Origin of the sequence: Peteryoungia wuzhouensis (assembly GCF_003205195.1) — a bacterium.
In the GTDB taxonomy this organism is placed as follows: domain Bacteria; phylum Pseudomonadota; class Alphaproteobacteria; order Rhizobiales; family Rhizobiaceae; genus Allorhizobium; species Allorhizobium wuzhouense.
Map to the genome: position 1 here is coordinate 54,719 of NZ_QJRY01000006.1, position 23,634 is coordinate 78,352.

Below are 23,634 nucleotides of genomic sequence, written 5' to 3' on the forward strand. Positions count from 1 at the left end.
GTCTTATCCGAGCAGCGGCGTCAGTACGGTTGCAACGCGCTCGATGTCGGCACTCTTCAGGCCGGCAATGTTGATGCGGCCGGAGGTCGGCATGTAGATGCCGTGCGCCTTGCGCAACGTCAGCACATCGGCCTCCTTCAGCGGAAGCAGCGAGAACATGCCCTGTTGCTCGGCGAGTTGCGGCGCCAGTTGCCAGCCGTCGGAAAGAGCGCTTGCGAGTTCGCGGCGCAGCCCCTGAAGACGACCGCGCATGGCGTTCAGCTCGTCCATCCAGTCCTTCCGCAGGACATCTGAAGCAAGAATGGTGCGCACGACGGCCGCTCCATGATCCGGCGGCATGGAATAGCTTGTGCGAGCCAGAGTGACCAGGTTGGATCGGGCGGTGTCCGCCGCCGCCTGCGTCTGTGCGACCGCGAAAATTGCCCCCGTGCGCTCGCGATAGATGCCGAAGGACTTTGAGCAGGAGACAGCAACCAGCGCCTCAGGGGCTGCCGCAATCAGGGTGCGCAGACCCGCCACGTCTTCCTCGATCCCTGCACCAAAACCCTGGTAGGCGGAATCGATCAGGGGAACCAGCCGCCTCTCGGCGATCACCGAGGCGAGTTCCGCCCATTGAGCAGGCGTGAACCCTGCCCCCGTTGGATTGTGGCAGCTGGCATGAATGAGCACGGCATCACCGCGCTGAGCTTCGCTGAAGGCCTTCATCACACTGGAAAAACGCACATCCTGTGTCGGCACGTCGAAATAGACATGCGTTTCGACATTGAGGCCGGTCGCCCCGAAAATGCCGGCATGGTTGGGCCAACTCGGCAGGCCGAGATGCAGGCGGCCGGTGCCTGCCCTTGCAATCAGGTCGGAAGCGAGACGCAGCGCGCCGGACCCACCGGGCGTCTGAACCCCGGCTGCAAACCTGCCCGTCTCCTTGCCACCAACCAGGTCCCAGAGCAGGTCGAGGAACACGCGGTCGCCTTCCGGTGCCACGTAAGACTTGCTGGACTGGGTCTCCAATAGCAGCTTTTCGGCCGCCTTTACCGAGCGTAACACCGGAGTGTTGCCCATGTCGTCGCGGTAGACGCCGACGCCGAGGTCGATCTTGTCCGTGCGGCTGTCGTCGTTATAGAGCCCGATCAGGGCGAGCAGCGGATCGTTCGGCTGAGAGGCGAGCTTGTCGAACATGATAGACCTTGGCCTTGGGTGTTGAGATGGCGGAAAAATAGCAAGTTTCGCGCGCAAAGTCTCTGCGGAATTGCGGGCCTACCCTTCGCCCACTTGCAGAGGATTGCGCACATATCTCTCATGGCGCAATAATGGTGCGCATATTCGCTTGATTGGATGGAGCAACGTAGACTTTGACTTTGGAACTCGACAGGATTGATCGCCGGATCATCGCCTGCCTGCTTGAGGACGCAGGTCTCAGCAATGCGGAGCTTGCCGACCGCGTCGGCCTGACGGCTGCCCCTCTTTCCCGGCGGCTGTCGCGCCTCTACGCGACCGGCGTCATCCGGCAGAGGATCGTGATCGATCCTGGTGAAGTGGGCCTCGGCCTGCAAGCCTTTGTCGAGATTACCCTTGACCGCACCACACCCCAGGTCGGCGAACGGTTCATCGCTCATGTCGGCAAGCTCGCGGAAGTCGTCGAGATCCATGCGGTTGCCGGTGATTTCGATTTTCTTCTCAAGATTTCGGTGCGCGACATGGCCGATTTCAAGCGGCTGATCTGGCAGGAATTCGATCGTCTGGCGGAGATCAAGACGATCCGCTCGACCATGGTCTTCGACAGTCCGAAGATCTCTTACGGCTACCTGCCGGAATGAGAAAAAGGGGCGCCATCGAGCGCCCCTCCCCTACCCTGTTGAGGATGGAAACAACCTCAGCCGGCAACAGCGGCGATCTTGCCGCGCTTGGCCATCCGCGCCCTGATGGATTCGACATCCGCCTTCGGGGTCGCAGCAAAGAGCGTGCGCGTATAGGCGTGCTGCGGATCGGAGAAGACAGCGTCCCGTGTGCCGTATTCGACCGCTTCACCGTAATACATCACCATCACCTCGTCGGCGATGTAGCGCACGACGGAGAGGTCATGACTGATGAAGACGTAGGTCAGGCCGAACTCTTCCTGAAGGTCCGCAAGCAGGTTCAAGACCTGGGCCTGGACCGAGAGATCGAGTGCCGAGACAGGCTCGTCGAGCACGAGCAGCTTCGGATTGAGCATCAAGGCACGCGCAATCGCGATGCGCTGGCGCTGGCCGCCCGAGAACATGTGCGGATAGCGGTTGTAGTGCTCAGGCCCCAGACCAACCTTGATCAGCATCTCGGTTGCCCGTTCACGCCGTTCTGCATCACTCATCTTGGTGTTGATGAGCAGCGGTTCGCCGAGCACGTCGCCGATCTTCTGGCGCGGGTTCAGTGAACCATAGGGGTTCTGGAAGACGATCTGCACCTTCTGGCGCATATCGGCCGTCAGGTGACCCGGACGCGTGTCGACCTTCTGACCGTCAATCAGCAGGTCGCCCGCTGTCGGCTCGTCGATGAAGGTCAGGATGCGCGCGAGCGTGGACTTGCCACAACCACTTTCGCCGACGATGGCAAGCGTCTTGCCTTTGTCGAGCTTGAAGGAGACGCCCTTCACCGCATGGACAATCTTGTCCTCTTTGAAAACACCTTGCGGCACGCGGTAGTCGCGCTTGATGTCGCGGATCTCGAGCATCGGGGTCTGCGTTACGGCAGTCATGCGGCACCTCCTGTTTCAGCTGCAGCCAGGAAGTCGGAGACCGTGGTCAGGCGGTCGCCGGTGGCGTTTTCCGGAAGCGCCGACAACAATGCCCGGGTATAGGCGCTCTTCGGGCTTTCGAAGAGCGAGAGCACGTCGGCTTCCTCCATCTTCTTGCCCTTGTATTGCACGATGACGCGGTCGGCGGTCTCGGCGACCACGCCCATGTCATGGGTGATCATGATGAGCCCCATACCGGTCTCGGCTTGCAGCTTCATCAGGAGGTCGAGAATCTGCTTCTGGATGGTCACATCGAGTGCGGTGGTCGGCTCGTCGGCGATCAGAAGCTTCGGATTGCAGGCGATGGCGATGGCGATCATCACGCGCTGGCATTGGCCGCCCGACATCTGGTGCGGGAAATGGTTCAACCGTTCGGCTGGATCCGGAAGGCCGACCAGCTTGAAAAGCTCGATGGCGCGCGCCCGCCGCTCAGCCTTGCCCAATCCCATATGGAGCTTGAGGACTTCCTCGATCTGGAAGCCGACGGTGAAGCACGGATTGAGGCTGGCGACCGGCTCCTGGAAGATCATCGCCACGTCCTTGCCGATCAGCTTGCGTCGCTCATTGGCCGATATCCTGGCGATGTCGCGGCCCTGGAAGAGCATGTGATCGGCCGTGATTTTCGCGGTCCAAGGCAAGAGGCCCATGACGGCGAGCATGGCGACCGATTTGCCGGATCCGCTCTCGCCGACAATGGCGAGAACTTCGCCCGGCTCGATCGACAGTGAGATGCCATCGACGGCCTTGAACCAGCCGGTCGAGGTTTCGAATTCGACGGTGAGGTTTTTGATATCGAGGAGCGCCATATCAGGACCTCTTCAGCTTGGGGTCGAGCGCGTCGCGCAGGCCGTCGCCCATCAGGTTGATGGCAAGCACCGTGATCAGGATCGCGAGACCTGGGAAGGTCACAACCCACCAGGCGCGCAGGATGAATTCGCGCGCTTCTGCGAGCATCGTGCCCCATTCCGGAGCCGGCGGCTGTGCGCCCATGCCAAGGAAGCCGAGTGCGGCTGCATCGAGAATGGCGTTCGAGAAGGACAGCGTCGCCTGGACGATCAGCGGCGCCATGCAGTTCGGCAGGATCGTCTTGAACATCAGGCGGAGCGGACTTGCGCCGGCAAGACGGGCTGCCGTGACATAGTCACGCGATTTTTCCGACATGACTGCTGCACGAGTCAGACGAACGAAATGCGGCTGCAGGGTCAGCGCGATGGCAATCATGCCATTGGTCAGTCCCGGGCCCAGGATGGCGACGAGAACCAGCGCCAGCAGCAAGGACGGGAAGGCCAGGATGATGTCCATCAAGCGCATGATCGCCGTATCAAGCCAGCCACCGTAAAAGCCGGCGATGACGCCGATGGCGATGCCCGTCGTCAGCGACAGCGTCGTGACGAACACGCCGATAAAGAGCGAATACTGCGAGCCATAGATCAGTCGGGACAGGATGTCGCGACCGACCGGATCGGTGCCGAGCGGATAGCTCCAATTGCCGCCTTCGAGCCAGGCTGGCGGGAGGAGAACCACGTCGCGATACTGCTCGAACGGCGAATGAGGTGCAATCACGCTGGCGAAGACGGCGATCAGCACCAGGGCGATGAACACGACAAGGCCGATGACCGCGCCACGATTTTCGGAGAAGTAGAACCAGAATTCGGCCAGCATCTGGCGGCGCATCTGCGCGCTGGTGACCGGCTGGCTGGATGTTGTCTCTGCCATGGGATTTTATCCTTCTAGTGGCGGATGCGCGGGTTGATCAGGCCGTAGAGCAGGTCGACAATCAGATTCACGACCATGATGATGCCGGCGATCAGGAGGAGGCCCCCCTGGATGACCGGGTAATCGCGGCGGAAGACGCTGTCGACCATCCACTTGCCGATGCCCGGCCAGGAGAAGATCGTCTCGGTGAGGATGGCGCCAGCAAGCATGACGCCGATCTGCAGGCCGATCGTGGTGATGACCGGGATCATGGCATTGCGCAGCGCATGCAGGCTGACGACTCGGAAGGGCGAAAGACCTTTCGCGCGGGCGGTCCGGATATAGTCTTCCGACAGCACTTCGAGCATGGCGGAGCGGGTCTGACGTGCAATGACTGCGAGCGGAATGGTGGCGAGCACGATCGACGGCAGGATGAGATGGCTGACGGCCGAGGCGAAAGCCCCCTTCTGTCCTGACAACAGGCTGTCGATCAGCATGAAGCCGGTGACGGGCGGGAAGAAGAACATTAGCGAGATGCGGCCCGAAACCGGAGTCCATTGCAGGATACCGGAAAAGAGGATGATCAGCAGCAGGCCCCACCAGAAGATCGGCATGGAGTAGCCGACGAGTGCGATGCCCATCATCGTCTGGTCGAAAGCCGAACCTCGTTTGATGGCCGCGATGATGCCGGCTGGAACACCGATCGCAATGGCGATCAGGATCGCGCAGAAGGACAGTTCGACGGTTGCCGGGAAAAGAGCGAAGAACTGATCGATGATCGGGCTCTTCGAGACGATCGAGGTGCCGAAGTCACCCTTCATCACGCCCCCGAGGTAATCGAAATACTGCACCACCAGCGGCCGGTCGAGGCCGAGATTGGCACTGATCTCAGCATGCCGTTCTGGCGACATGACCCGTTCACCGGAGAGAAGTGCGACGGGGTCGCCCGGCAGCAGCCGGATGAAGGCGAAGGCAATGATCGAGACGCCGACGAAAGTCGGGATCAGGACGGCAAGCCGGCGCAGGAGAAAGCCAAACATATGTGGACCTGTTTTTTTTCTTGTGATGGTCAATCCCGGTGCGCACGGCATTCCGGGGCTGCTCGCTTGACCGCGACGGATATCGAACCGAGGCGCGGCCGCATTCGTCGGCAGCTTCAACGACAATCGCCGCGGGCGCAATGGCCCGCGGCGAAAGAATGATCGGTCCGATTACTCGGCGATATCGACGTTTTCGAAGGTGAAGTCACCAAGCGGGCTCTGAACGAAGCCGGAAACTTCCTTGCGCATCGGCACGACCGAGAGCGAGTGGTCGATCGTCGCCCAAGGCGCTTCGCGCTTGAAGACGGTCTGGGCTTCTTCATAGAGCTTGGTGCGCTCAGCCTGGTCGGACGTGACCTTGGCCTTCTTCACAAGCGCGTTGAACTCTTCGTTGCACCACTGCGCACGGTTGTTTCCGCCAACAGCTTCACAACCCAGGAGGGTGTCGAGGAAGTTGTCCGGATCGCCGTTGTCACCGGTCCAGCCGAGCATGACGGCACCATCGCGATCCTTGGCCTTCGAACGGTCGAGGTATTCGGCCCATTCATAGGAAACGATCTCGACCTTGACGCCGACCTTGGCGAAATCGTCCTGCATGATTTCAGCCGCGCGACGGGCGTTCAGCATGTAGGGACGCGACACCGGCATCGCCCAGATCTTCATCGAAAGATCCTTCACGCCAGCAGCCTCGAGTTCCTTCTTGGCGGCATCGAGGTCATAGGCGTCGTCGACGGTCGCTTCGTTGTAGGACCACATGGTCGGCGGGATCGGGTTCTTCGCCGGCGTTGCCATGCCCTGGAAGACAGCGTCAACGATGGCGGCCTTGTTGATCGCCTTGTTCAGCGCCTTGCGGACTTCCGGCTTGTCGAACGGAGCCTGGGTCGTGTTGTAGGCGAGGTAGGCGACGTTCAGGCCTTCCTGCTCCATCACGGTCAGCGACGGATCAGCCTTCATCGATTCGACGTCGGCAGCGTTCGGGAACGGCATCAGGTGGCATTCGCCAGCCTTGAGCTTCTGGTAACGAACGGCGGCATCCGTGGTGATCGCGAAGACGAGATCGTCGATCTTCGGTGCGCCACCCCAGTAGTCGGCGTTCTTCTTGTAGCGGATGACGGCGTCCTGCTGATAGCCGACAAAGATGAACGGACCGGTGCCAACCGGCATCTGGTTCAGCTGTTCCTTCTTGCCTTCGGCTTCGAGCTTGTCGGCGTATTCCTTCGACAGGATCGAGGCGAACGGCATCGCGAGGTTTGCGAGGAACGGTGCTTCCGGACGGTTGAGCGTGAACTTGACGGTCAGGTCATCGACCTTCTCGATCGACTTGATCAATTCCGGGAAGCCCATGCCTGCGGCATATTCCCAGGACGTGCCGGCGACATACTGGGCCCACGGATGGTCAGCCTTGATCTGGCGTTCCAGCGAGAAGATGACGTCGTCGGCGTTGAGGTCACGCGACGGCGTGAAGAATTCGGTCGTGTGGAACTTGACGCCGGGACGCAGCTTGAAGGTGTATTCGGTGCCTTCAGCGTTGACTTCATAGCTTTCAGCCAGGCCGGCTTCAGCTTCCGTGGTGCCCGGCTTGAATTCCATCAGACGGCTGTAGACCGGATGGGCGGAGGCGTCGAAGGTCGTGCCGGCGGTGTACATGCCGGGGTCGAAGCCTTCCGGCGAACCTTCCGAGCAATACACAAAGGTCTTGGCGCTCGCAGCACCCGACAGGAAGGTCGCCGCAGCAAGTGCCGCAGCAGCAAAGGCGAATTTGGTTTTCATCAACAGTCTCCCAAAGGCGAAGACGGAAACCCGTCTCGCCGGTTCTTTTGGTTCCGCAGCGCGTGTTTCGCGCCCGTGTTTTTTTCGGATCAGGCGACAAGCCAGATCCGGCGATCGATCGCCAAGGGCTGGGAAAGTCGCAAAATGACAACCGTCCAGCCCCGCCTGTTAGATCACTAACGCATTGTCTTATCGGCTTCGAAAATGTTGTAAAGAGAAATTCTGCCGCATTTCCCCTGCAATTCGGTCCAGATTTTGGCAAAATGTAGATGTTGCGCACAATCATTCGGCGTTTGCCGTCTGGTCGTTTAAAAAATCCGGAAATGGCGATAACCCAAATTCGCCGCGCGTTTAGCGTCTTTATCCGCCCTGCGTCGCAACGAGAAAAGGGCGGGATGAGGCAAAGTTTGATGCATTTATGGGCATAACGTCATGCGCAAAGGCTGTCTCCGGATTTACGGTATTCTGAGCCGCGCCTTGGCCCCGCACCGTGTTGCGTGTGCGGTTGCAGTGGTGCCTTGCAAGGCGGCGTTGCCTTCTTTCCCATTCATGTCGAATGAAGGCTGTCCTTCAGAACGGAGATGGCGGTTGTTGTATGTCCTTGGGAAGCCGATCTTGTTTGATCGCTGATGGTGCGTGAATTCATCGTGGTCCGGCAGGCAGGTGAAGCGAACAGCGGGGCGGCCACGGCGACGGGCTGGCCTCTTGATGCGCTCGACAAGGTAGGCGTCTCCTCCCTACCCTACCCTACCCTACCCTACCCTACCCTGCCTCGCCCCATCGGTTGGTGAAAGTCGCGGCGGCGAGATGGCTGGGGCGCCGCGGGATGTCTTTGGTGCGAGTTGAAGGGAGTTCGGCTTGCAGGGTTTGGAACGAGGGGCCTTTGGCGGCTGCGGATAAATGGCGCTGTTGGGGTATGTCTTACGACGCCGGGCGGGCCCTGTTGACAGCTGTCAACATCCTTAGGATGTCGCGCCCTGCCCTGCCCTGCCCTGCCCTGCCCTAAAGTTGGGTCGGTGAGTTACGACGCGCCTGGCTCGCGGTAGCCGCGCCGACGCTTTCTGTGCTCCATCTCGCGGGCCATTCGTTGGGCATCCGCGCCTGTCGGGAGCGTAAGCGAGAGACTCTGCCCTCGTGTGCCGATGCGTCCCCACGAGCGGCGGATGACCGTTTCGCTGAACAAGGTCTTTTCGATCGTGACGCGATAGAAGCGAGCCATGTTGATGGAGGGATCTATGCGGTGCAGGTGGACGCAGTCAAAGGGCGCTTGTGTCATGCGCAGAGTCTCCGACACCTCGAGGTGTCAGGTCCAACGCATAAATGGAATCGGTCCGGCACCATCGATTCATGCCGCTGATGGGTTGCCGTACGTTTCGTCTGTCGTCCGCCGCCAGGTGTTGACAGCTGTCAACCGCCGGGTTCCAGACAATGCCGCTGCCGAATGTCGCTCGAGGACTTGCGCTGCCATCGAGGAAGAGGATCATGGCGGCGGCTTTTGAAACGGGCAATGGTGGGACCCGAGCGCTTGGTTGGCCACGCAGAAATGAGGAGTGTCATGGGAAGAATGGATGGTAAGTTTGCGGTGGTCACGGGCGGCACCCAGGGGCTGGGAGCCGAAGTCGCACGCCTTTTTGCTGAGCGCGGCGCCAGTGGTCTCGTCATCTGCGGCCGCAGCGTGGACAAGGGGCAGGCGAGGGCGGATGACCTCCGTCGCCGCTATGGGTGCCAAGTCGAATTTGTCGCGGCCGACCTAGCGGGGGTCGACGAGTGCCGCAAGGTCATCGCCGTTGCCAAAGCCAAATTCGGCCGTGTCGACGCGCTGGTGAATGTCGCGGCCATCACCGATCGCGGCACGATCCTCGATACCGACCCGGCGCTCTTCGATCGCATGATTGCCATCAATACGCGCGCGCCATTTTTCCTGATGCAGGACGCCATCAAGCTGATGATAGAGACGCAGGTTGAAGGAACGATCGTCAACATCTCCTCGATGTCATCGATGGCAGGTCAGCCCTTCATCGCGGCCTACTGCGCCTCGAAGGGAGCTGTCGACACGCTGACCCGCAATACCGCCTTTGCCCTTCTCAGGAATCGCATACGTGTGAATGCGCTCAATATCGGGTGGATGGCGAGCGACGGTGAAGATCGGATTCAGCGTGAGCACCATGGCGCGGATGCCGACTGGCTGTCGAAGGCTGCGGCACGTCAACCTTTCGGCCGGCTCGTCGATCCGGCCGAAGTGGCCCGTGCCTGCGCCTACCTGTCTTCCGACGAATCCGGCTTGATGACTGGTGCGACGATCAATTTCGACCAGTCGATCTGGGGAGCCTATGAGGGCAGCCCGCATCCAGGCGCCGCAATGACACTCTGACTGGAAGGGCGGTAGGGTAGGGGGCTCCCAATCCTGACGACAGTAGAGCATGCAGCCAAGGTGCCAACATTTTTGGTGGCGCGTCGATTTCGTTCGATCCCGCGCGTGCCTCACTTGACCGTTTGAGGCGCGTCCTGTGGGAAGGGATGGCACGAAGGAGCGGGGCGATTTCGTCAGAGCATTCACTGAGCCAGGGAGGGGCCGTACGACATTGGATCAAGAGCTGCAAATCTGTGGAGTGAACTCGATGAGCCGCTCTATCGATAAAGTAACCCTTCCATCAGTTCGCTGATCCGGGTAATATGATGTCGTGCGGATTGCTCATCGGAAGCGGTTTCCTGCTTCTCCCTGAGCGGTGAATCACCAGTGGCGAACTTTATGCCTGGGTTGGCGTTCGTTATGTTTTTTGTCTGTTATGATTTCAATGGCTTGCAAAAGCAGCGAATTGCCTATGCCGCCCCGTGATTGAGCACGTCTGACAGTGGTTCGGTCTGCGAACGCTCCCTTGAGAGGGTTCAATCAAACGAGTTTCCGAGCGCAAGCGCCTGTATGACGGGTTTTGAGGAAATCACTGTCCTCTCGATGCAAGTGGAATGAAACGCGCTGTTCCCTTGACCGGCGTTGGCTTTACCCGGCGTGCGCTACTCTGCCACCATGTTCTTCGACCACGCAGTACGAAACGAGGAACGAGCGGCTAGGCTCCGTGCAGTCGCCAAGACCGCAACTCGGGCCTCACTTGTCGAGGATATAACTGCCGCCATCAACACCGACGATGTGAAAGCCTTGAGAGAGGGCGTCCTGAAGCCGCGATCGAAGATCAAGAAGGCTCGATAGGTCGTAGGCCCCTGCCGCGTTTGCGATATGCGTTCCGCTCCCGTCGTCAATTGGCACCAGGAGCCTATGCGCGCTGTGATCGTCCAGGAGTTCGCCCTCTGCGCGCCGCGCGACTTTCGGATCGTCAAGATACCAGTCCAGAAGAAGCCGGTCGGAAGGAAGCCCCGTATTGATGCCGCCCATATCGCCATAGTAGTTGACGAGGTAGGTCGACGAGCGACCACCCAGCCGATTGAGGTTGAGGCGCGCATTGGTGATCCGCAAGGGATCGAAGGTCCAGCGGACATGCCGGATGCCGCGCTGCAGGCACCAGTCACGCTGATACCATTTGAGCTCTGCTCCGAGCCCTTTGCCCCGCAAGCCGGGAGCAACCGCGAGCCGGTGGGAGTGTTGAATGTTTGGGTCCCGGGTCGGGAAGCCGAAGACATACCCGGCCAGACGTCCGTCAACGAATGCTCCTGCGACAAGTCCACCCTCGGCCTGGATGACCATCATCAGATCCGCGGCATCCGGTGTGTCGCCATGACCCCAGACTTCAGCCTGGAGGGCTTCGGCCTGGCGGAACTCGGCAATTCCATTGAGGTCGCGAATGTGCACGCTCGTCATGGCCGGAAGCTTTCCAGCCCCATCGTCACGTGGTGGAGGAAATCCCGGTCGAGCGATACGCCGATCCCGGTTCCTGGCGGGACAGGCATCCGCCCGTCCTTCGCTTCCAGCTTCTGCTCGATGATGTCTCGCTGGAAATAGCGGCTTGCGGAGGATGTGTCGCCGGGTTTTCGGAAGTTCGACAAGGTCGAAAGATGGATATTGTGGGCACGGCCGATGCCGCTTTCGAGCATGCCTCCACACCAGACCGGGACTGAAAAGACTTCAGCCAGATCGTGGATCCGCAGCGAATTTATATATCCGCCCGAACGCCCCACCTTGATGTTGATCACGCGTGCAGCATCGGACTGCAGCGCCTTGCGGGCATCCTCGGGGCTCCTCAGGCTCTCGTCGAGACAGACCGGTGTTCTTAGGCGCTTCTGCAGAACGGCATGATCGTGAATGTCATTCCAGGCTAGCGGCTGTTCGATATAGTCCAGGTCGAATTCGTCCAGGCGCGCGAGCAACGGACTGTCCGCCAGCGTGTAGGCGCTGTTGGCATCGGCCGTCAGATGCACGTTTGGAAAGCGCGCACGAACTGCTCGCAGGATTTCGAGATCATGCCCGGGCTTGATCTTCAGCTTGATCCGCTTGTAACCCTCACCGACATGTTTCTCGACGCGGGCAAGGGTCTGATCGATGGGCATGATGCCAAGCGAGACGCCCACATTCACTGCGTCCCCTGATCCACCGAGGAGTGTCTGGAGCGGCAAGGAGAGCGATTTTGCCCACAGGTCCCAGAACGCCATCTCGACCGTGGCCTTGGTCATGGCGTTTCCCCGCCACGGTGCAAGCAACCGGTGAAGAGCCTGAGGATTATCGAAGGATTTCCCCATGATTTGCGGAAGCAAGACTGTCCGCGTGAGGTCCATGGCGCCAGCCACCGTCTCCTCAAGATAGTCCGGCAGGGGGTCCATGACCCCTTCCGCGTGTCCCTGAAGGCCATCCGAGTAAAGCGTCAGGAGAGGAAACACCTTTTCATGCAGGGTGCCGGTTGCGATCGTGAATGGAACGAGAAGGGGAAGACGGACCAGACGAAGTTCGGCTCCGTCGATCCGCAGTGGAGCACGCGGCTCGGTCTCGCTCGGTCTTTCAGTCATGTGGCGCATCCCTGAATCTGCTCAGCCGAACCTATGTTGATTTTAGTTTTCTTGCAAGATTGACCTTATGAAAGAGTTCTGTCAGTCTTTCTTTAACCAGAGGGGATAACGATGTCTGGATCTGACGGGGACATGCAGCACAGCAGCGGAAGCAGCCAGATGAGTGATCTGCGCCAGCGCCTGCAGCAGCAGGCTGCCTCCGGAACGCCTGCCGAGCGGGCGATCGCCTCCTACCTTCTGTCCAATCTCCAGTCTCTACCATTTGAGACGGCCGCTACCGTTGCCGCCAAGGTCGGGGTTTCCGAGGCCTCGATAGGGCGTTTTTGCCGCGCGATCGGCTACAGAAGCCTCAAGGATCTGAAAGGCGGGCTGCAGCAGGATCTTGGTGATCAGCCTTGGTTGATCGGGGATCGTCTGCAGGATTTCCATCGCCGCAGTCAGTCAGACAAAGGCGAGCTTGCCCGCGCCCTCGAAAAGGAGATGGCGGCACTCGTCACCGTCTATGAGGTCGCGTCGACCCCGGAGTTCGAGACCTCGGTGAAGCGGCTTGCGCGCTGCCCGAATGTGTTCGTGGCGGGGTTTCAGACCGAACGGGGACATGCCGCCGAACTCGTCCACAATCTCCAGTATTTGCGCCCGGGCGTGCAGCTTGCCGACATTGCAGGGGGGCATTTTGCAGAGGTACTGCTCTCACCCCCAGAAGATACGACCCTCGTCCTGATTGATGGGCGGCGTTACTCGCGGCTGACCCGCGATCTCGCCACCGCAGCGCACGAAGTCGGAATTCCCGTCAGTTTGATCACGGACCCCTACTGCGACTGGGCGACTGGGGTCGTCGAAGAAATCTTCGCCGTGCCAACCGACCTCAACCACTTCTGGGACACGACATCGGCCATGTCCTCGCTGATCGGCCTATTGGTCAACGGGGTGTTCAATGAACTTGGCGCCGAAGTCGAAGAACGCATGGCGCGCATATCCGCCTACTACGACGATTTCATCGGCCACACCGGCCAGTTTGACCGGCAGCGTCGCTGGGATCGATGACTTTACAATAACAATAACCTGCAGAGAGGACCGAAATGACACGTCTGAACATTCGCAAATCCATCATCGCCGCAGGTGTCAGCCTGGCGGCACTCGTGGTCGCCGCGGGCCCTTCATTGGCCCAGGAGGCGGTTTTTGTCATGGCCTCCAACGAGGTTGGCTCGCCAACCTACAATCCGATCAAGGCCGCTAACCTCAGCATCGGCAGCACGCTGATCTTTGACCGTCTTGTGGCGCAAGATGCAGATCTGTCCTTCCATCCCTGGCTCGCAGAAAGCTGGGAGGAGGCTTCCGATGGCATGTCCTGGATCTTCCATCTCAAGAAGGGCGTCACGTTCCACAACGGCGAGCCCTTCAATGCACAAACTGTCGCAAAGTGGCTTGAGCTCTTCAAGGCCTCTGAAAACGCCTACATGACAGAGGCGATCCAGACCGTCGAGGTGATCGACGATGCGACCGTCAAGTTCGTGATGTCCCGGCCGGAGCCGAACCTGCTCTATAATTTCTCCTCGAGTTATCTCTCCGTCATCGAGCCCAAGTCCTTTGAAGCGCTGGGCGACAACTATGGCGTGACCGAGGTCTATGGCACCGGTCCGTTCAAGCTTGAGAGCTTTACGATCGGACAGGAAACCGTGCTCGTGCGTAACGAGGACTATGCCTGGGCATCGTCGCTCGCCAAGAACCGGGGCAAGGCCAAGATTGCCAAGATCACCCTGCGTGAAATCGCCGAAGATTCGACAGCCTTCCTTGAGCTGAAGTCCGGTGGCGTCGACATGCTGCTCAGCGTACCCACCGACTTCCTCGGCGAACTCAAGAGCGAGAGCAATCTGGAAGTGGTGACCTTGGCGGGCCAGGACGTGGCCTACATGCCGATCAATGTGACCAAGGAACCTTTCACCGACATCCGGGTCAGGGAAGCCGCAGCCAAGGCCATCAACCAGAAGGAAATTCTGGACTCCGTCTATGGAGGCGTTGGCGAAGTGGCCAATACCTTCCTGATCTCTGCCCTGCCGGAATCCAAGGTCGATCCGAAGTACCAGATCTCCTATGACCCGGATCGCTCCAAGGCCCTGCTGGACGAAGCAGGCTGGAAGATGGGCGCAGACGGGGTCCGCGAGAAGGACGGCAAGCCGCTTCGCGTGTCACTGTGGACCCAGAGCGATTCCAGCTTCCGCCGCCTGACCGAAGTCGTCCAGGCCGAGCTCAAGGCTGTCGGCATCGACAGCGAAATCACCACCTTCGACAGCTCGGCAATCCGTGACCAGTACAAGAGCGGCAATCAGCAGCTCGCAGTCCGGTCCTACAACTGGGACAATGCTGATATCGTCGACTGGTTCTTCGGCGGCGACCGCCTCGGCTATCCGAACATCTCCATGTTCAACGACCCGAAGGCAGAGGAGCTCAGGAAGCGCGCGATGAGCGGTTCGAAGAACATGGCGGAACGGGTGAAGAACTTCACCGCCTACCACGAATATGTCCTTTCGCAGTACCCGATGGCGCCGATCTACCAGCCGGTGAATTCCGTCGCCTACAACAAGGACAGACTGGTTCTGCCGGCAGAGATTCACTCTCCGACTGTCGGCGCGACCGTGATCATGGACATGGAAGTCAAGGAGTAAGGGACAGGACCGCGGGGGATACGTAAACATGCTGGCTTATGCGCTTCGACGCGTGCTGATGCTCGTTCCCGTGTTCCTTGCGGTGTCCGTCGTCATATTCCTGATCCTTCATTTCATCCCGGGGGATCCGATCGACAATCTGCTGAAGGTCGGCGCCCCACCGGAACAGCGGGCCGAAATGATGACCCGTTACGGCCTGGATCGGCCGCTGCCTGTGCAGTATGCGATGTGGCTCGCCAAACTTTTGACGGGGGATCTGGGAACCGCGATTGTGGCGCGTCGACCGGTCGCCGATCTCATCGCCCAGGCCCTTCCCCATTCATTGCTTCTCGGCGGCGTGGCACTTGCCTTCTCGTCCCTTCTTGGGATTGCATTCGGCGTTGTCGCCGCCCTGCAAAAGGACGGATGGCTCGATCGTCTCGTCATGGGCGGCGTTCTCTTCGGGTCGATGCTGCCGAGCTTCTGGCTTGGTCTGCTGCTGATCCTCGCCTTCTCCGTCGGATTGGGCTGGTTCCCGGTGTCGGGTGCACGCACTTGGTCATCCCTCGTCCTGCCGGTGCTGACAATCGGCTTTGGTGGTACGGCGCTTGTCGCGCGGATCACGAGGATTTCGATGATCGACATAGCATCGCGAGACTTTGTCCTTCTCTTGCACGCAAAGGGCCTGTCACCCCTTGAAATTCAGCTCAGATATGTCCTGCGGCATGCCCTGATCCCCGTCGTGACCATTCTGGCGCTCCGGATCGGATGGATATTGGGCGGTGCGGTTACTGTTGAAGTCGTCTTTGCGCGACCGGGATTGGGAACCCTGTTGATCAAGGCATTGAGCCAGCACGACTATCCCGTGGTACAGGCGAGCCTGTTGATGCTGTCCATGGCGGTCATGCTTGGAACCCTGCTCGGCGATCTGCTGCAGGCGGCGATGGATCCGCGCGTCAGGGGAGCTGTGGCATGACAGCCCGGATTACATTTGAGGGTCTGCGGCACTCCGTTCTCGGCCCGATGCGGCGTAGCTTCTCCCGGCCATCCGGCGCTCTGGCAGGTGCTTGGTTGATACTCGTCGTGCTCGGAGCCATATTCGGCCCGATCCTCAGCCCCTATGCCTATGATGCGCAAGTGCTGAAGGAGGCATTTGGTCCACCTTCAGCCGGGCATTTCCTAGGGACAGACGAGTTCGGTCGGGACCTGTTGACGCGGCTCCTTCAGGGCGCGCGCACGTCATTGGCCGTCAGCAGCATTTCGATCCTGATATCGGTCACCGCCGGTTTGACGATAGGGGCGGCGGCCGGCTATTTCGGCGGTGTCTTCGATCGCATTGTGACTGCCATGGTGGATCTCACCTGGTCTTTTCCTGAAATCCTGATCGCGCTTATCCTCGTGGCAATCATAGGCCCGGGTGTCAGCGGCACCATGGCCGCAATTGCGGTTGCCTATCTCGCGCAATTCGCCAGGCTCGCGCGTGCGCAGATCATGACCCTGAAAGGCGAGACCTATATCGAGGCGGCCCGAAGTCTCGGCGCTGGTCACGGCCATCTGCTTTTCCGTCACCTGATCCCCAACGCGCTCGCACCTGTGCTGGTCAGTGCCATGTTGGCGACCGGCGATGCGATCATTCTGGAAGCCACCCTCGGTTTCTTTGGCCTTGGCGCTCAACCACCCATGCCAAGCTGGGGATCGATGATGTCTTCAGGCTCGGCACTGTTGTTCAAGGCCCCCTGGATCATCATCTTTCCCGGTCTCGCCGTCGGGTCGACGGTCATCGCCATCAATCTCTTCGGGGACGCGTTGATTGCCGCCCTGGATATTCGCGACCCGCGCCGGAGCCAGCCATGAGCGCGCTTCTCGACGTGCAAGGCCTGTCTGTCAGCATCGGAAATACCGCCTTGCTGGATGAGGTGAGTTTTTCCGTCGAGCGGGGACAAATCCTGGGTCTCGTCGGTGAAAGCGGATCGGGAAAATCGCTCACCGCGCTGACCATAACCGGCCTTTTGCCTTTGATCGGCGGACGCATCACCGGCGGTCGCGTCATGTTCGATGGCACGGACATGGCGAGGCTGGGGGAAACCGGCCTGCGTAAGCTGCGTGGCCGACGAATTGGATTTGTCATGCAAAACCCCATGACGGCGCTCGATCCGGTCCAGCGGATCGGCGAACAGGTGGATATAGTCTCGCGGCTCCACTTGGGTCTTTCCCGCAAGGAGGCCCGTTCCCGTACCCTCGACCTGTTGGCGCAGTTGCGTATTCCCGAGGCAAGCGCGGTTGCCGAAGCTTATCCTCATCAACTCTCTGGCGGCATGAAGCAGCGTATTGTGATCGCCATGGCGCTCGCCGGAGATCCCGACCTCATCGTTGCGGATGAACCCACGACAGCGTTGGACGTAACCGTTCAGGCGCAGATTATCCAGATCCTGACCGGCCTCGTGCGGGAGCGTGGTCTCGCTCTGCTCCTGATAACCCACGATATGGGCGTCGTTGCCCAGGCATGCGACCGCGTGGCCGTCCTCTATGCTGGCCGGCTTGCGGAAGAGCAGCCGGTCGGATCACTTTTTGAAAGGCCGGCCCATCCATACACCAAGGCACTGATCGGCTGCATTCCGCGGGATGGAATGGAAGCCGGCGGACTGCGCGGAATTCCCGGGACCGTTCCGGGCGCCGCTCACTTTCCATCCGGGTGCCGGTTTCATCCGCGCTGTGACCGGGTCCTTGAAACGTGCCGGACGAGGCAACCTCTCCTTCGCCCTCTTTCCCCCAGCGGAGCGGCCGCCTGTTTTCTGGTAGAAGGAAAACCCGCATGACAGATCCGTTGCTGTCGATACAGGGGCTGACAAAGCGCTTTGCAACGGCCGGCGGTTGGTTCACCCGACCGCGCGAAATGACAGCCGTGCGAAACGTGGATCTCTCTCTGTCACGCGGTGAAGTGGTCGGCGTTGTCGGTGAATCGGGTTGTGGAAAGTCGACCCTGGCCCGACTGATCATGCGGTTGATCGAGCCGAGCGAAGGAGACGTGACGCTTGATGGCGTCAGCCTCGGCAACCTGGATCGGCGCGACCTTCAGGCGATCAGACGACGCATGGCGATGGTCTTCCAGGATCCCTATTCATCGCTGGACCCGCGGTTCACCATTGCCAGGAGCCTGGAGGAGCCGTTCGCGGTTCAGTCTCGCCAGGTCTCGCCTGACGAGATTGGCGCGATGCTAGACAGTGTCAGGCTTCCGGCTTCCACCGCCCAACGTTATCCGCACCAGTTGTCCGGTGGCCAGCGCCAGCGGGTGGGCATAGCTCGGGCCCTTGCGCTCAAGCCTGCTCTCGTCATCCTGGACGAGCCGACGGCCTCCCTCGATGTGTCGGTTCAGGCGCAGATCATCGAACTTCTGGCAACGCTGCGCGATCGCTTCGGTCTCACCTATCTCTTCATTTCCCATGACCTCAGCCTGGTTCGCTACTTCTGCGACCGGATCGTCGTCATGTATCTCGGTTCCGTGGTCGAAGTGCTCCCGTCTCCCCGCACGCCACCGCGTCACCCCTATACCCGAGCACTGATGGATTCGAGCTTCGCGCCCGATCCGAGCCTCCGCAGGACGATCGCACCCCTCTCCGGCGAAATACCCTCTCCGTTCAGTCTGCCCAAAGGTTGTGCCTTTGCAGCACGGTGCAGCCGCGCAAGCAGCGACTGTCGCAGCGAGGTGCCTCGTCTTGAGCGCCACGATGGTCATGCCTTCGCCTGCCTGCACCCCCTTTGACTGTTGAAGCTGGATATCCTCATGTCTTTTCGCGTCCTGACTGCCGAATTCGTCCATGAAAGCAATACCTTCAAGAAGGGTAAGACTGATCTCGATGCCTTTCGACGCGAAACGCTCGACCTGGGCCAAGCTGCAATCGAGAGATTCGGCGACGTCAATGCAGAGATTGCGGGCTTCCTCGATGCAGGACGCGAGGCAGGCTGGAGTACAAGGCACGTGGTGTCGGCCCATGCCACACCGGGCGCACGCGTGTCGCGAGAGGCGTTTGATCATATTGCCGGGCTGATCTGCGATGCGGCCCGCGAGGAAGGCGAGGATCTGGACGGCATATTGCTTGCCCTGCATGGTTCGATGGTCCCGGATTTTTGCGAGGATGGTGAAGGCGAACTGCTCAGCCGGATTCGAGCGATCGTTGGACCGGACCTGCCCATCGCGGTCACGCTCGATCTGCATGCGATGGCGACACCGCTGATGGTCAGCCAGGCGCAGATCTTCGTCTCCTACAAGACCTATCCCCATATCGACATGCGCGAGATCGGTTGCCAGGCCGGGCGACTGCTGCACAGGGTCCTGGCCGGTACCATTCACCCACGAACGCTGCGCGTTCATATCCCGATGCTCGACGAAGCGAATGCTGGGCGCACGGACGTGACGGAAACCAAGGCTCTTTACGACCGTGCTCGATTGCACGAGCAGGAGCCTGGAATCCTCGCGGTATCGATCAATGCCGGATTTTCCGAGGCAGACATCGAGGAGGCCGGGGCAACCGTGCTGGTGACCTATGATGAAGCCACAGCCGGATCACAAACACGGGCTCAGGTCATCGCCGATGGTCTGGCAGCGACGATTTGGGAGCAGCGTGAGCAGGTTGCCAATGACTTTCTGTCCCCGGCGGACGCGGCAGGCATCGCCAAAGACTTTGAGTTGTCGGGTCGCCCTCTGGTCATCGCCGACTACGCTGACAATCCCGGGGCAGGGGCCTATGGGGACGCCACGGCCCTGCTTCAGGCATTGCTGGCGGCAGGTGCAACACAGGGCGCCTTTGCTCCGATCATTGATCCGGAGGCGGCAGCGCTTCTGCATCGCCATCGCGCGGGCGATACCGTCACTCTGGAACTGGGCGGCAAGGTCGACCCGACCTTCGGGGGCGGGCCGCTGACGCTGACCGGCCAGATCATGTGTCTGTCCGATGGTTCCTACACTGGTGACGGGCCCATCCTGGGTGGGATCACACACAGCTTTGGACCCACAGCCGTATTCAGGGTCGCCGGCATCGACATTCTCGTGGTGAGCATTCCGGGGCAGATGCTTGATTTGCAACAGGTCCGCGCTTTCGGCATCGAGCCGACATGCCTTCGCTTCCTGGTGGTCAAGTCGATGCAGCACTTCCGCGCTGCTTTCGAGCCTCTCGCGGCAAAGGTGATTGTCTGCGACAGCGGAGCACTTGCGACACCGCGGGCAGAACTTCGCCCCTATGTCCGCGTTCGACGACCAATTTGGCCCCTGGACAAGTAAGCAAATTCTTCAGCGAGCCGACTGATACCGCAGGCGCACTTCAGGCGTTCGCGGTCATACCGAAACGACGCAGGATTTCCGCGATCTTCGCATCCTGCTCTGGATCGGGAAGCAGAGCCGGCTGACGGCTGGCACCGACCGAGGCATCTTGCAAAAAGAGCGCCCGCTTGACCATGGCAGGGGCAAAGCCGAGCGCATAGAGATCGGTGCGGAAGGCTGTGAAAACCGCTTGCTGCCTCTCGGCTTCCGCGATGTCGCCGGTGTTGTAGCCTTTCAAAATTCCAGCCAGCACCTCCGGTAGCGCATTGCCGAGACCGGAAATGCAGCCGGCAGCACCGTTCTGTAGCGCCCAGAGCACCAGGTGATCTGGACCGGAATAGACGTCGAAACCCGGTATGTCGCGGGAGACGGCGAGATAGGCTTCCAGCGTTTCCTTCGCGCCGCCCGAATCCTTGATCCCGGCAATATTGCCATGGGCGGCGAGTTTGCGGGCCGTCTCCGGCTCGATGTGGTTCTGCGTGCGGGCCGGGATATCGTAGAGATAGATTGGAGTGTTCACGGCATCGGCAACCGTCGAGAAATGGCGGATGAGACCGTCCTGCGTGCAGGCGATGAAGAAGGGCGTGATGACGGCGATGGCCGTCACGCCGATCCGGTCGAATTCCTTCGCAAGCTTGATCGTCTCGAAAGTGGCCGGCATGCCAGCATTGACGATGACGTCGACCTTGCCGCCGACCTCGTCGACCACAGCTTCCGCGAGCCTCACTTTCTCCTCGAAGGTGAGCGCGGTGAAATCCCCATTGGTGCCGGCGCACATGATGTTGTTGCCGGCGGCCACCTGACGGCGGACCTGCGCGCGCGTGGCTTCGTAATTGATCGTCTCGTCCTCGTTGAAGCAGGTGACGAGCGCGACGAAGGCCTTTTTCGACATGGTGGTGTTCTCCGGAATGGTCTGACTTACGAGGCGCGGCTGAGACGGGCAGCGCGATTTTGCGCCTGAACGTCGGGATCGGGATCAAGCCCGGCGGCAAGCAGCGCCTGGGTATAGGGTTTTTGCGGTGTCTCGAAGATCTCGCGCACGGTTCCCAGCTCGACGACTTCGCCCTTCTGCATGACCATCACATGGTCGGCAAAGTCGCGCACCACGGGCAGGTCATGCGCGATGAAGATGAAGGCGATGCCCATGTCGCGGCGCAGCCTGTCGAGGAGCGCGATGACCTGCGCCTGGACCGACACGTCGAGGGCCGACACCGCCTCGTCGCAGATGATTAGCTGCGGTTCGAGCGCCAGCGCCCGGGCAATGGCGATGCGCTGGCGCTGGCCACCGGAAAACTGGTGCGGATAACGGCCCATATGCTCCGGGCCGAGCCCGACCTGGGTCAGCAGTTCAGCGACCCGCTCCCGCCACTTCGCTTTCGGCAAAATGTCGGGATGGATGATCCAGGCTTCCGAGATCAGCTGGTAGACCGTCATGCGCGGGTTGAGCGACTGCGTCGGATCCTGGAACACCATCTGCAGATCGCGGCGCAGCTTGTAGAGTTCGGCGGGCGACAGGGTGAAAAGGTCGCGGCCCTTCCAGTGTGCAGAGCCGGAATCCGGCTCATCGAGTCGCAGAAGAATGCGGGCGAGCGTTGACTTGCCCGAACCGCTTTCGCCGACGACGGCCAGCGTCTCGCCCGCCAGCAGATCGAAGGACACGCCCTTCAGCGCGGCGAAGGCACCGTAAGTCTTGCGCACGTCCCGAACGGAGAGGACAGGTTCCGCCCCCTTCAGCGGTTCGTGCATTTCGCCTTTGCCCGGCGCTGCCGCGATCAGCTTCTTGGTATAAGGATGCCGCGGGTTCTTGTAGACCTCGCGCACCGTGCCGGCCTCGACCAGAACGCCTTTCTCCATCACCACGACACGGTCCGCGATCTCGGCCACGACGCCGAGATCGTGCGTGATGATGAGAACGGCCATGCCGGTTTCGCGCTGCAACTCCTTGAGAAGCGCTAGCACTTCGGCCTGCACGGTGACATCGAGCGCGGTGGTCGGCTCATCCGCGATCAGAAGATCGGGTCGAAGCGCGAGTGCCATCGCGATCATCACGCGCTGACGCTGGCCACCGGAAAACTCGTGCGGATATTTGTCGAGGGCATTATCAGGGTCGGGAATGCCGACACGTCCGAGAAGCCGAAGCGCCTCGGCCTGCGCCTTGGCACTATCCGTACCATGGGTCGTCAGCGCCTCGCGGATCTGCCAGCCGACGGTATAGACCGGATTGAGGTGGCTGAGCGGATCCTGGAAGATCATCGCAATCTTACGGCCGTTGATCTCGCGCCGTGCCGCCAGTGGCATCTTCAGGAGATCGACGCCGTCCAGCAGGATTTCTCCTGAGCTGATGCGCCCCGGCGGCATGTCGATCAGGTTCATGATCGCTGAAGACGAGACCGATTTGCCAGAACCGCTTTCCCCGAGGATCGCCAGCGTCTCGCCGCGATCGAGATGATAGGACATGTCGCGCACGGCCTTGACCACGCCGACGGCTGTATGGAATTCGACGGAGAGGTTGCGGACTTCGAGAAGGTGGTCAGCCATTCTTGGCCCCTTTCATTTCCAGACGCCAGCGCTGCACCGGATCGAGCGCAATCCGCAGCCAATTGGACAGAAGGTTCAGCGACATCGTCGTGAGGATGATCGCGAGCCCAGGCCAGAAGGACAGCCACCAGGCATTGGTGAGGTATTGCCGCCCCTGGCTAATCATCAGGCCCCAGGTGATCTCCGGCGGCTGAATGCCGATGCCGAGGAAAGAAAGCGCGCTTTCCGCCAACATCACATAGGCGAAGTCGAGGGTGGCGAGCGTGGTGAGCGTTGGAAGCACCACCGGCAGGATATGCCGGAAGACGATGCGCTTGCTGGACGCGCCCATGACGCGCGCCGCCTGCACGAACATGCGCTCGCGGATCTCCAGCACCTCGGCCCGCGTGGTGCGCAGATAGACGGGGATGCGGGTGATGGCGAGCACCATCATCAGGTTGAGGATGGACGAGCCCAGAATGTAGAGCACGATGACCGCAATCAGCAGCGACGGGAAGGACATGATCACGTCGGCAAGCCGCATGATGATCTGGCTGACCCGTGGCGAGGAAAAGCCGGCGATCAGGCCGAGAACCGTTCCGGTCACCGCCGAAATCAACACGGCACCGGCCGCGACCATGATCGTGTTCTGCGTGGCCACGATGATACGTGCCAGCAGCGGTCGGCCAAGCGCGTCGGCGCCCATCCACCAGACCCAGGCCTTGTCGAAATCGAAGGGTGCTGCGTTGCGGCCGCGCAGGTTCTGCTTCGTCGCGAGATCACCAAGCCAGCTCGGGCCAATGATCGCCATGAGCACAATGATCAGCAGAAAGATCGCAGCACAGAGCGCAAACTTGTCGGCGAGCAGCATGCGGCCCATGCGCTTGAAGAAGGGAGGCTCGTCAATGACGGCGGTGGCGTCGAGGGACATCGTCTTCT

Annotated in this window: 21 protein-coding genes; 9 read left to right on the forward strand and 12 right to left on the reverse strand. The window is 60.5% G+C overall.

Annotated elements, in window-relative coordinates; all coding sequences use genetic code 11:
• Positions 1-3: 3 nt before the first annotated feature.
• Positions 4-1,176, reverse strand: a complete 1,173-nt coding sequence (locus tag DMY87_RS16110; protein ID WP_110792674.1) for an amino acid aminotransferase — start codon at positions 1,174-1,176, stop codon at positions 4-6.
• Positions 1,177-1,349: 173 nt separating this feature from the next.
• Here DMY87_RS16110 and DMY87_RS16115 point away from each other — a divergent pair, with 173 nt between their 5' ends.
• Positions 1,350-1,814, forward strand: coding sequence for an Lrp/AsnC family transcriptional regulator (locus tag DMY87_RS16115; protein ID WP_110792675.1), 465 nt, complete (start codon positions 1,350-1,352; stop codon positions 1,812-1,814).
• A 56-nt stretch (positions 1,815-1,870) separates the two neighbouring features.
• Here DMY87_RS16115 and DMY87_RS16120 read toward each other — a convergent pair whose 3' ends face one another.
• The 6 genes from DMY87_RS16120 to DMY87_RS16145 form a co-directional block, all read right to left on the reverse strand.
• Positions 1,871-2,728, reverse strand: a complete 858-nt coding sequence (locus DMY87_RS16120) for a dipeptide ABC transporter ATP-binding protein (RefSeq protein WP_110792676.1) — start codon at positions 2,726-2,728, stop codon at positions 1,871-1,873.
• Entirely contained in the window at positions 2,725-3,573 is an 849-nt protein-coding gene (locus tag DMY87_RS16125; protein WP_110792677.1) for an ABC transporter ATP-binding protein, read from the reverse strand. Before DMY87_RS16125 ends, DMY87_RS16120 begins: the two co-directional genes overlap by 4 nt.
• 1 nt (position 3,574) lies before the next feature.
• Positions 3,575-4,483, reverse strand: a complete 909-nt coding sequence (locus DMY87_RS16130; RefSeq protein ID WP_110792678.1) for an ABC transporter permease subunit — start codon at positions 4,481-4,483, stop codon at positions 3,575-3,577.
• 14 nt (positions 4,484-4,497) lie between these two features.
• Positions 4,498-5,502, reverse strand: a complete 1,005-nt coding sequence (locus DMY87_RS16135) for an ABC transporter permease subunit (protein WP_110792679.1) — start codon at positions 5,500-5,502, stop codon at positions 4,498-4,500.
• A 171-nt stretch (positions 5,503-5,673) separates the two neighbouring features.
• A complete protein-coding gene (locus DMY87_RS16140) occupies positions 5,674-7,272 on the reverse strand; it encodes an ABC transporter substrate-binding protein (RefSeq protein ID WP_110792680.1) in 1,599 nt (532 codons plus the stop codon).
• 1,021 nt (positions 7,273-8,293) lie between these two features.
• Entirely contained in the window at positions 8,294-8,548 is a 255-nt protein-coding gene (locus tag DMY87_RS16145; protein ID WP_110792681.1) for a WGR domain-containing protein, read from the reverse strand.
• Between the two features lie 267 nt (positions 8,549-8,815).
• On the opposite strand from DMY87_RS16145, the gene DMY87_RS16150 reads away from it, so the two are divergent.
• Positions 8,816-9,643: an SDR family oxidoreductase gene (locus DMY87_RS16150; protein WP_110792928.1), complete on the forward strand. Its 828-nt coding sequence runs from the start codon at positions 8,816-8,818 to the stop codon at positions 9,641-9,643.
• A gap of 732 nt (positions 9,644-10,375) precedes the next feature.
• Here DMY87_RS16150 and DMY87_RS16155 read toward each other — a convergent pair.
• Together DMY87_RS16155 and menC are read right to left on the reverse strand one after the other, a co-directional pair.
• Positions 10,376-11,083, reverse strand: coding sequence for a GNAT family N-acetyltransferase (locus tag DMY87_RS16155; protein WP_110792682.1), 708 nt, complete (start codon positions 11,081-11,083; stop codon positions 10,376-10,378).
• Positions 11,080-12,222, reverse strand: coding sequence for an o-succinylbenzoate synthase (gene menC / locus DMY87_RS16160; protein ID WP_110792929.1), 1,143 nt, complete (start codon positions 12,220-12,222; stop codon positions 11,080-11,082). The genes DMY87_RS16155 and menC overlap by 4 nt, the downstream gene beginning before the upstream one ends.
• A gap of 159 nt (positions 12,223-12,381) precedes the next feature.
• Between menC and DMY87_RS16165 the strand changes: the two genes are divergently transcribed.
• Genes DMY87_RS16165 through DMY87_RS16195 form a run of 7 tightly spaced genes read left to right on the forward strand, consistent with a single transcriptional unit; the run spans position 12,382 to position 20,139 of the window.
• Positions 12,382-13,266, forward strand: coding sequence for a MurR/RpiR family transcriptional regulator (locus DMY87_RS16165; RefSeq protein WP_110792683.1), 885 nt, complete (start codon positions 12,382-12,384; stop codon positions 13,264-13,266).
• Positions 13,267-13,301: 35 nt separating this feature from the next.
• A complete protein-coding gene (locus DMY87_RS16170; RefSeq protein WP_110792684.1) occupies positions 13,302-14,885 on the forward strand; it encodes an ABC transporter substrate-binding protein in 1,584 nt (527 codons plus the stop codon).
• Between the two features lie 28 nt (positions 14,886-14,913).
• The gene (locus DMY87_RS16175) at positions 14,914-15,840 is read left to right on the forward strand and encodes an ABC transporter permease (RefSeq protein ID WP_110792685.1); all 927 of its coding nucleotides are present in this window, start codon (positions 14,914-14,916) and stop codon (positions 15,838-15,840) included.
• Positions 15,837-16,718, forward strand: a complete 882-nt coding sequence (locus DMY87_RS16180) for an ABC transporter permease (protein ID WP_245408945.1) — start codon at positions 15,837-15,839, stop codon at positions 16,716-16,718. Before DMY87_RS16175 ends, DMY87_RS16180 begins: the two co-directional genes overlap by 4 nt.
• Positions 16,715-17,680, forward strand: a complete 966-nt coding sequence (locus DMY87_RS16185; RefSeq protein WP_110792686.1) for an ABC transporter ATP-binding protein — start codon at positions 16,715-16,717, stop codon at positions 17,678-17,680. Before DMY87_RS16180 ends, DMY87_RS16185 begins: the two co-directional genes overlap by 4 nt.
• A complete protein-coding gene (locus tag DMY87_RS16190) occupies positions 17,677-18,624 on the forward strand; it encodes an ABC transporter ATP-binding protein (protein WP_110792687.1) in 948 nt (315 codons plus the stop codon). The genes DMY87_RS16185 and DMY87_RS16190 overlap by 4 nt, the downstream gene beginning before the upstream one ends.
• A gap of 21 nt (positions 18,625-18,645) precedes the next feature.
• Positions 18,646-20,139, forward strand: coding sequence for a M81 family metallopeptidase (locus DMY87_RS16195; protein WP_110792688.1), 1,494 nt, complete (start codon positions 18,646-18,648; stop codon positions 20,137-20,139).
• 40 nt (positions 20,140-20,179) lie between these two features.
• Here DMY87_RS16195 and DMY87_RS16200 read toward each other — a convergent pair whose 3' ends face one another.
• Genes DMY87_RS16200 through DMY87_RS16210 form a run of 3 tightly spaced genes read right to left on the reverse strand, consistent with a single transcriptional unit; the run spans position 20,180 to position 23,626 of the window.
• A complete protein-coding gene (locus DMY87_RS16200) occupies positions 20,180-21,070 on the reverse strand; it encodes a dihydrodipicolinate synthase family protein (RefSeq protein ID WP_110792689.1) in 891 nt (296 codons plus the stop codon).
• Positions 21,071-21,096: 26 nt separating this feature from the next.
• Complete coding sequence (locus DMY87_RS16205; protein WP_110792690.1) at positions 21,097-22,716, reverse strand: ABC transporter ATP-binding protein; 1,620 nt, start codon at positions 22,714-22,716, stop codon at positions 21,097-21,099.
• Entirely contained in the window at positions 22,709-23,626 is a 918-nt protein-coding gene (locus DMY87_RS16210; protein ID WP_110792691.1) for an ABC transporter permease, read from the reverse strand. The genes DMY87_RS16205 and DMY87_RS16210 overlap by 8 nt, the downstream gene beginning before the upstream one ends.
• Positions 23,627-23,634 lie beyond the last annotated feature (8 nt).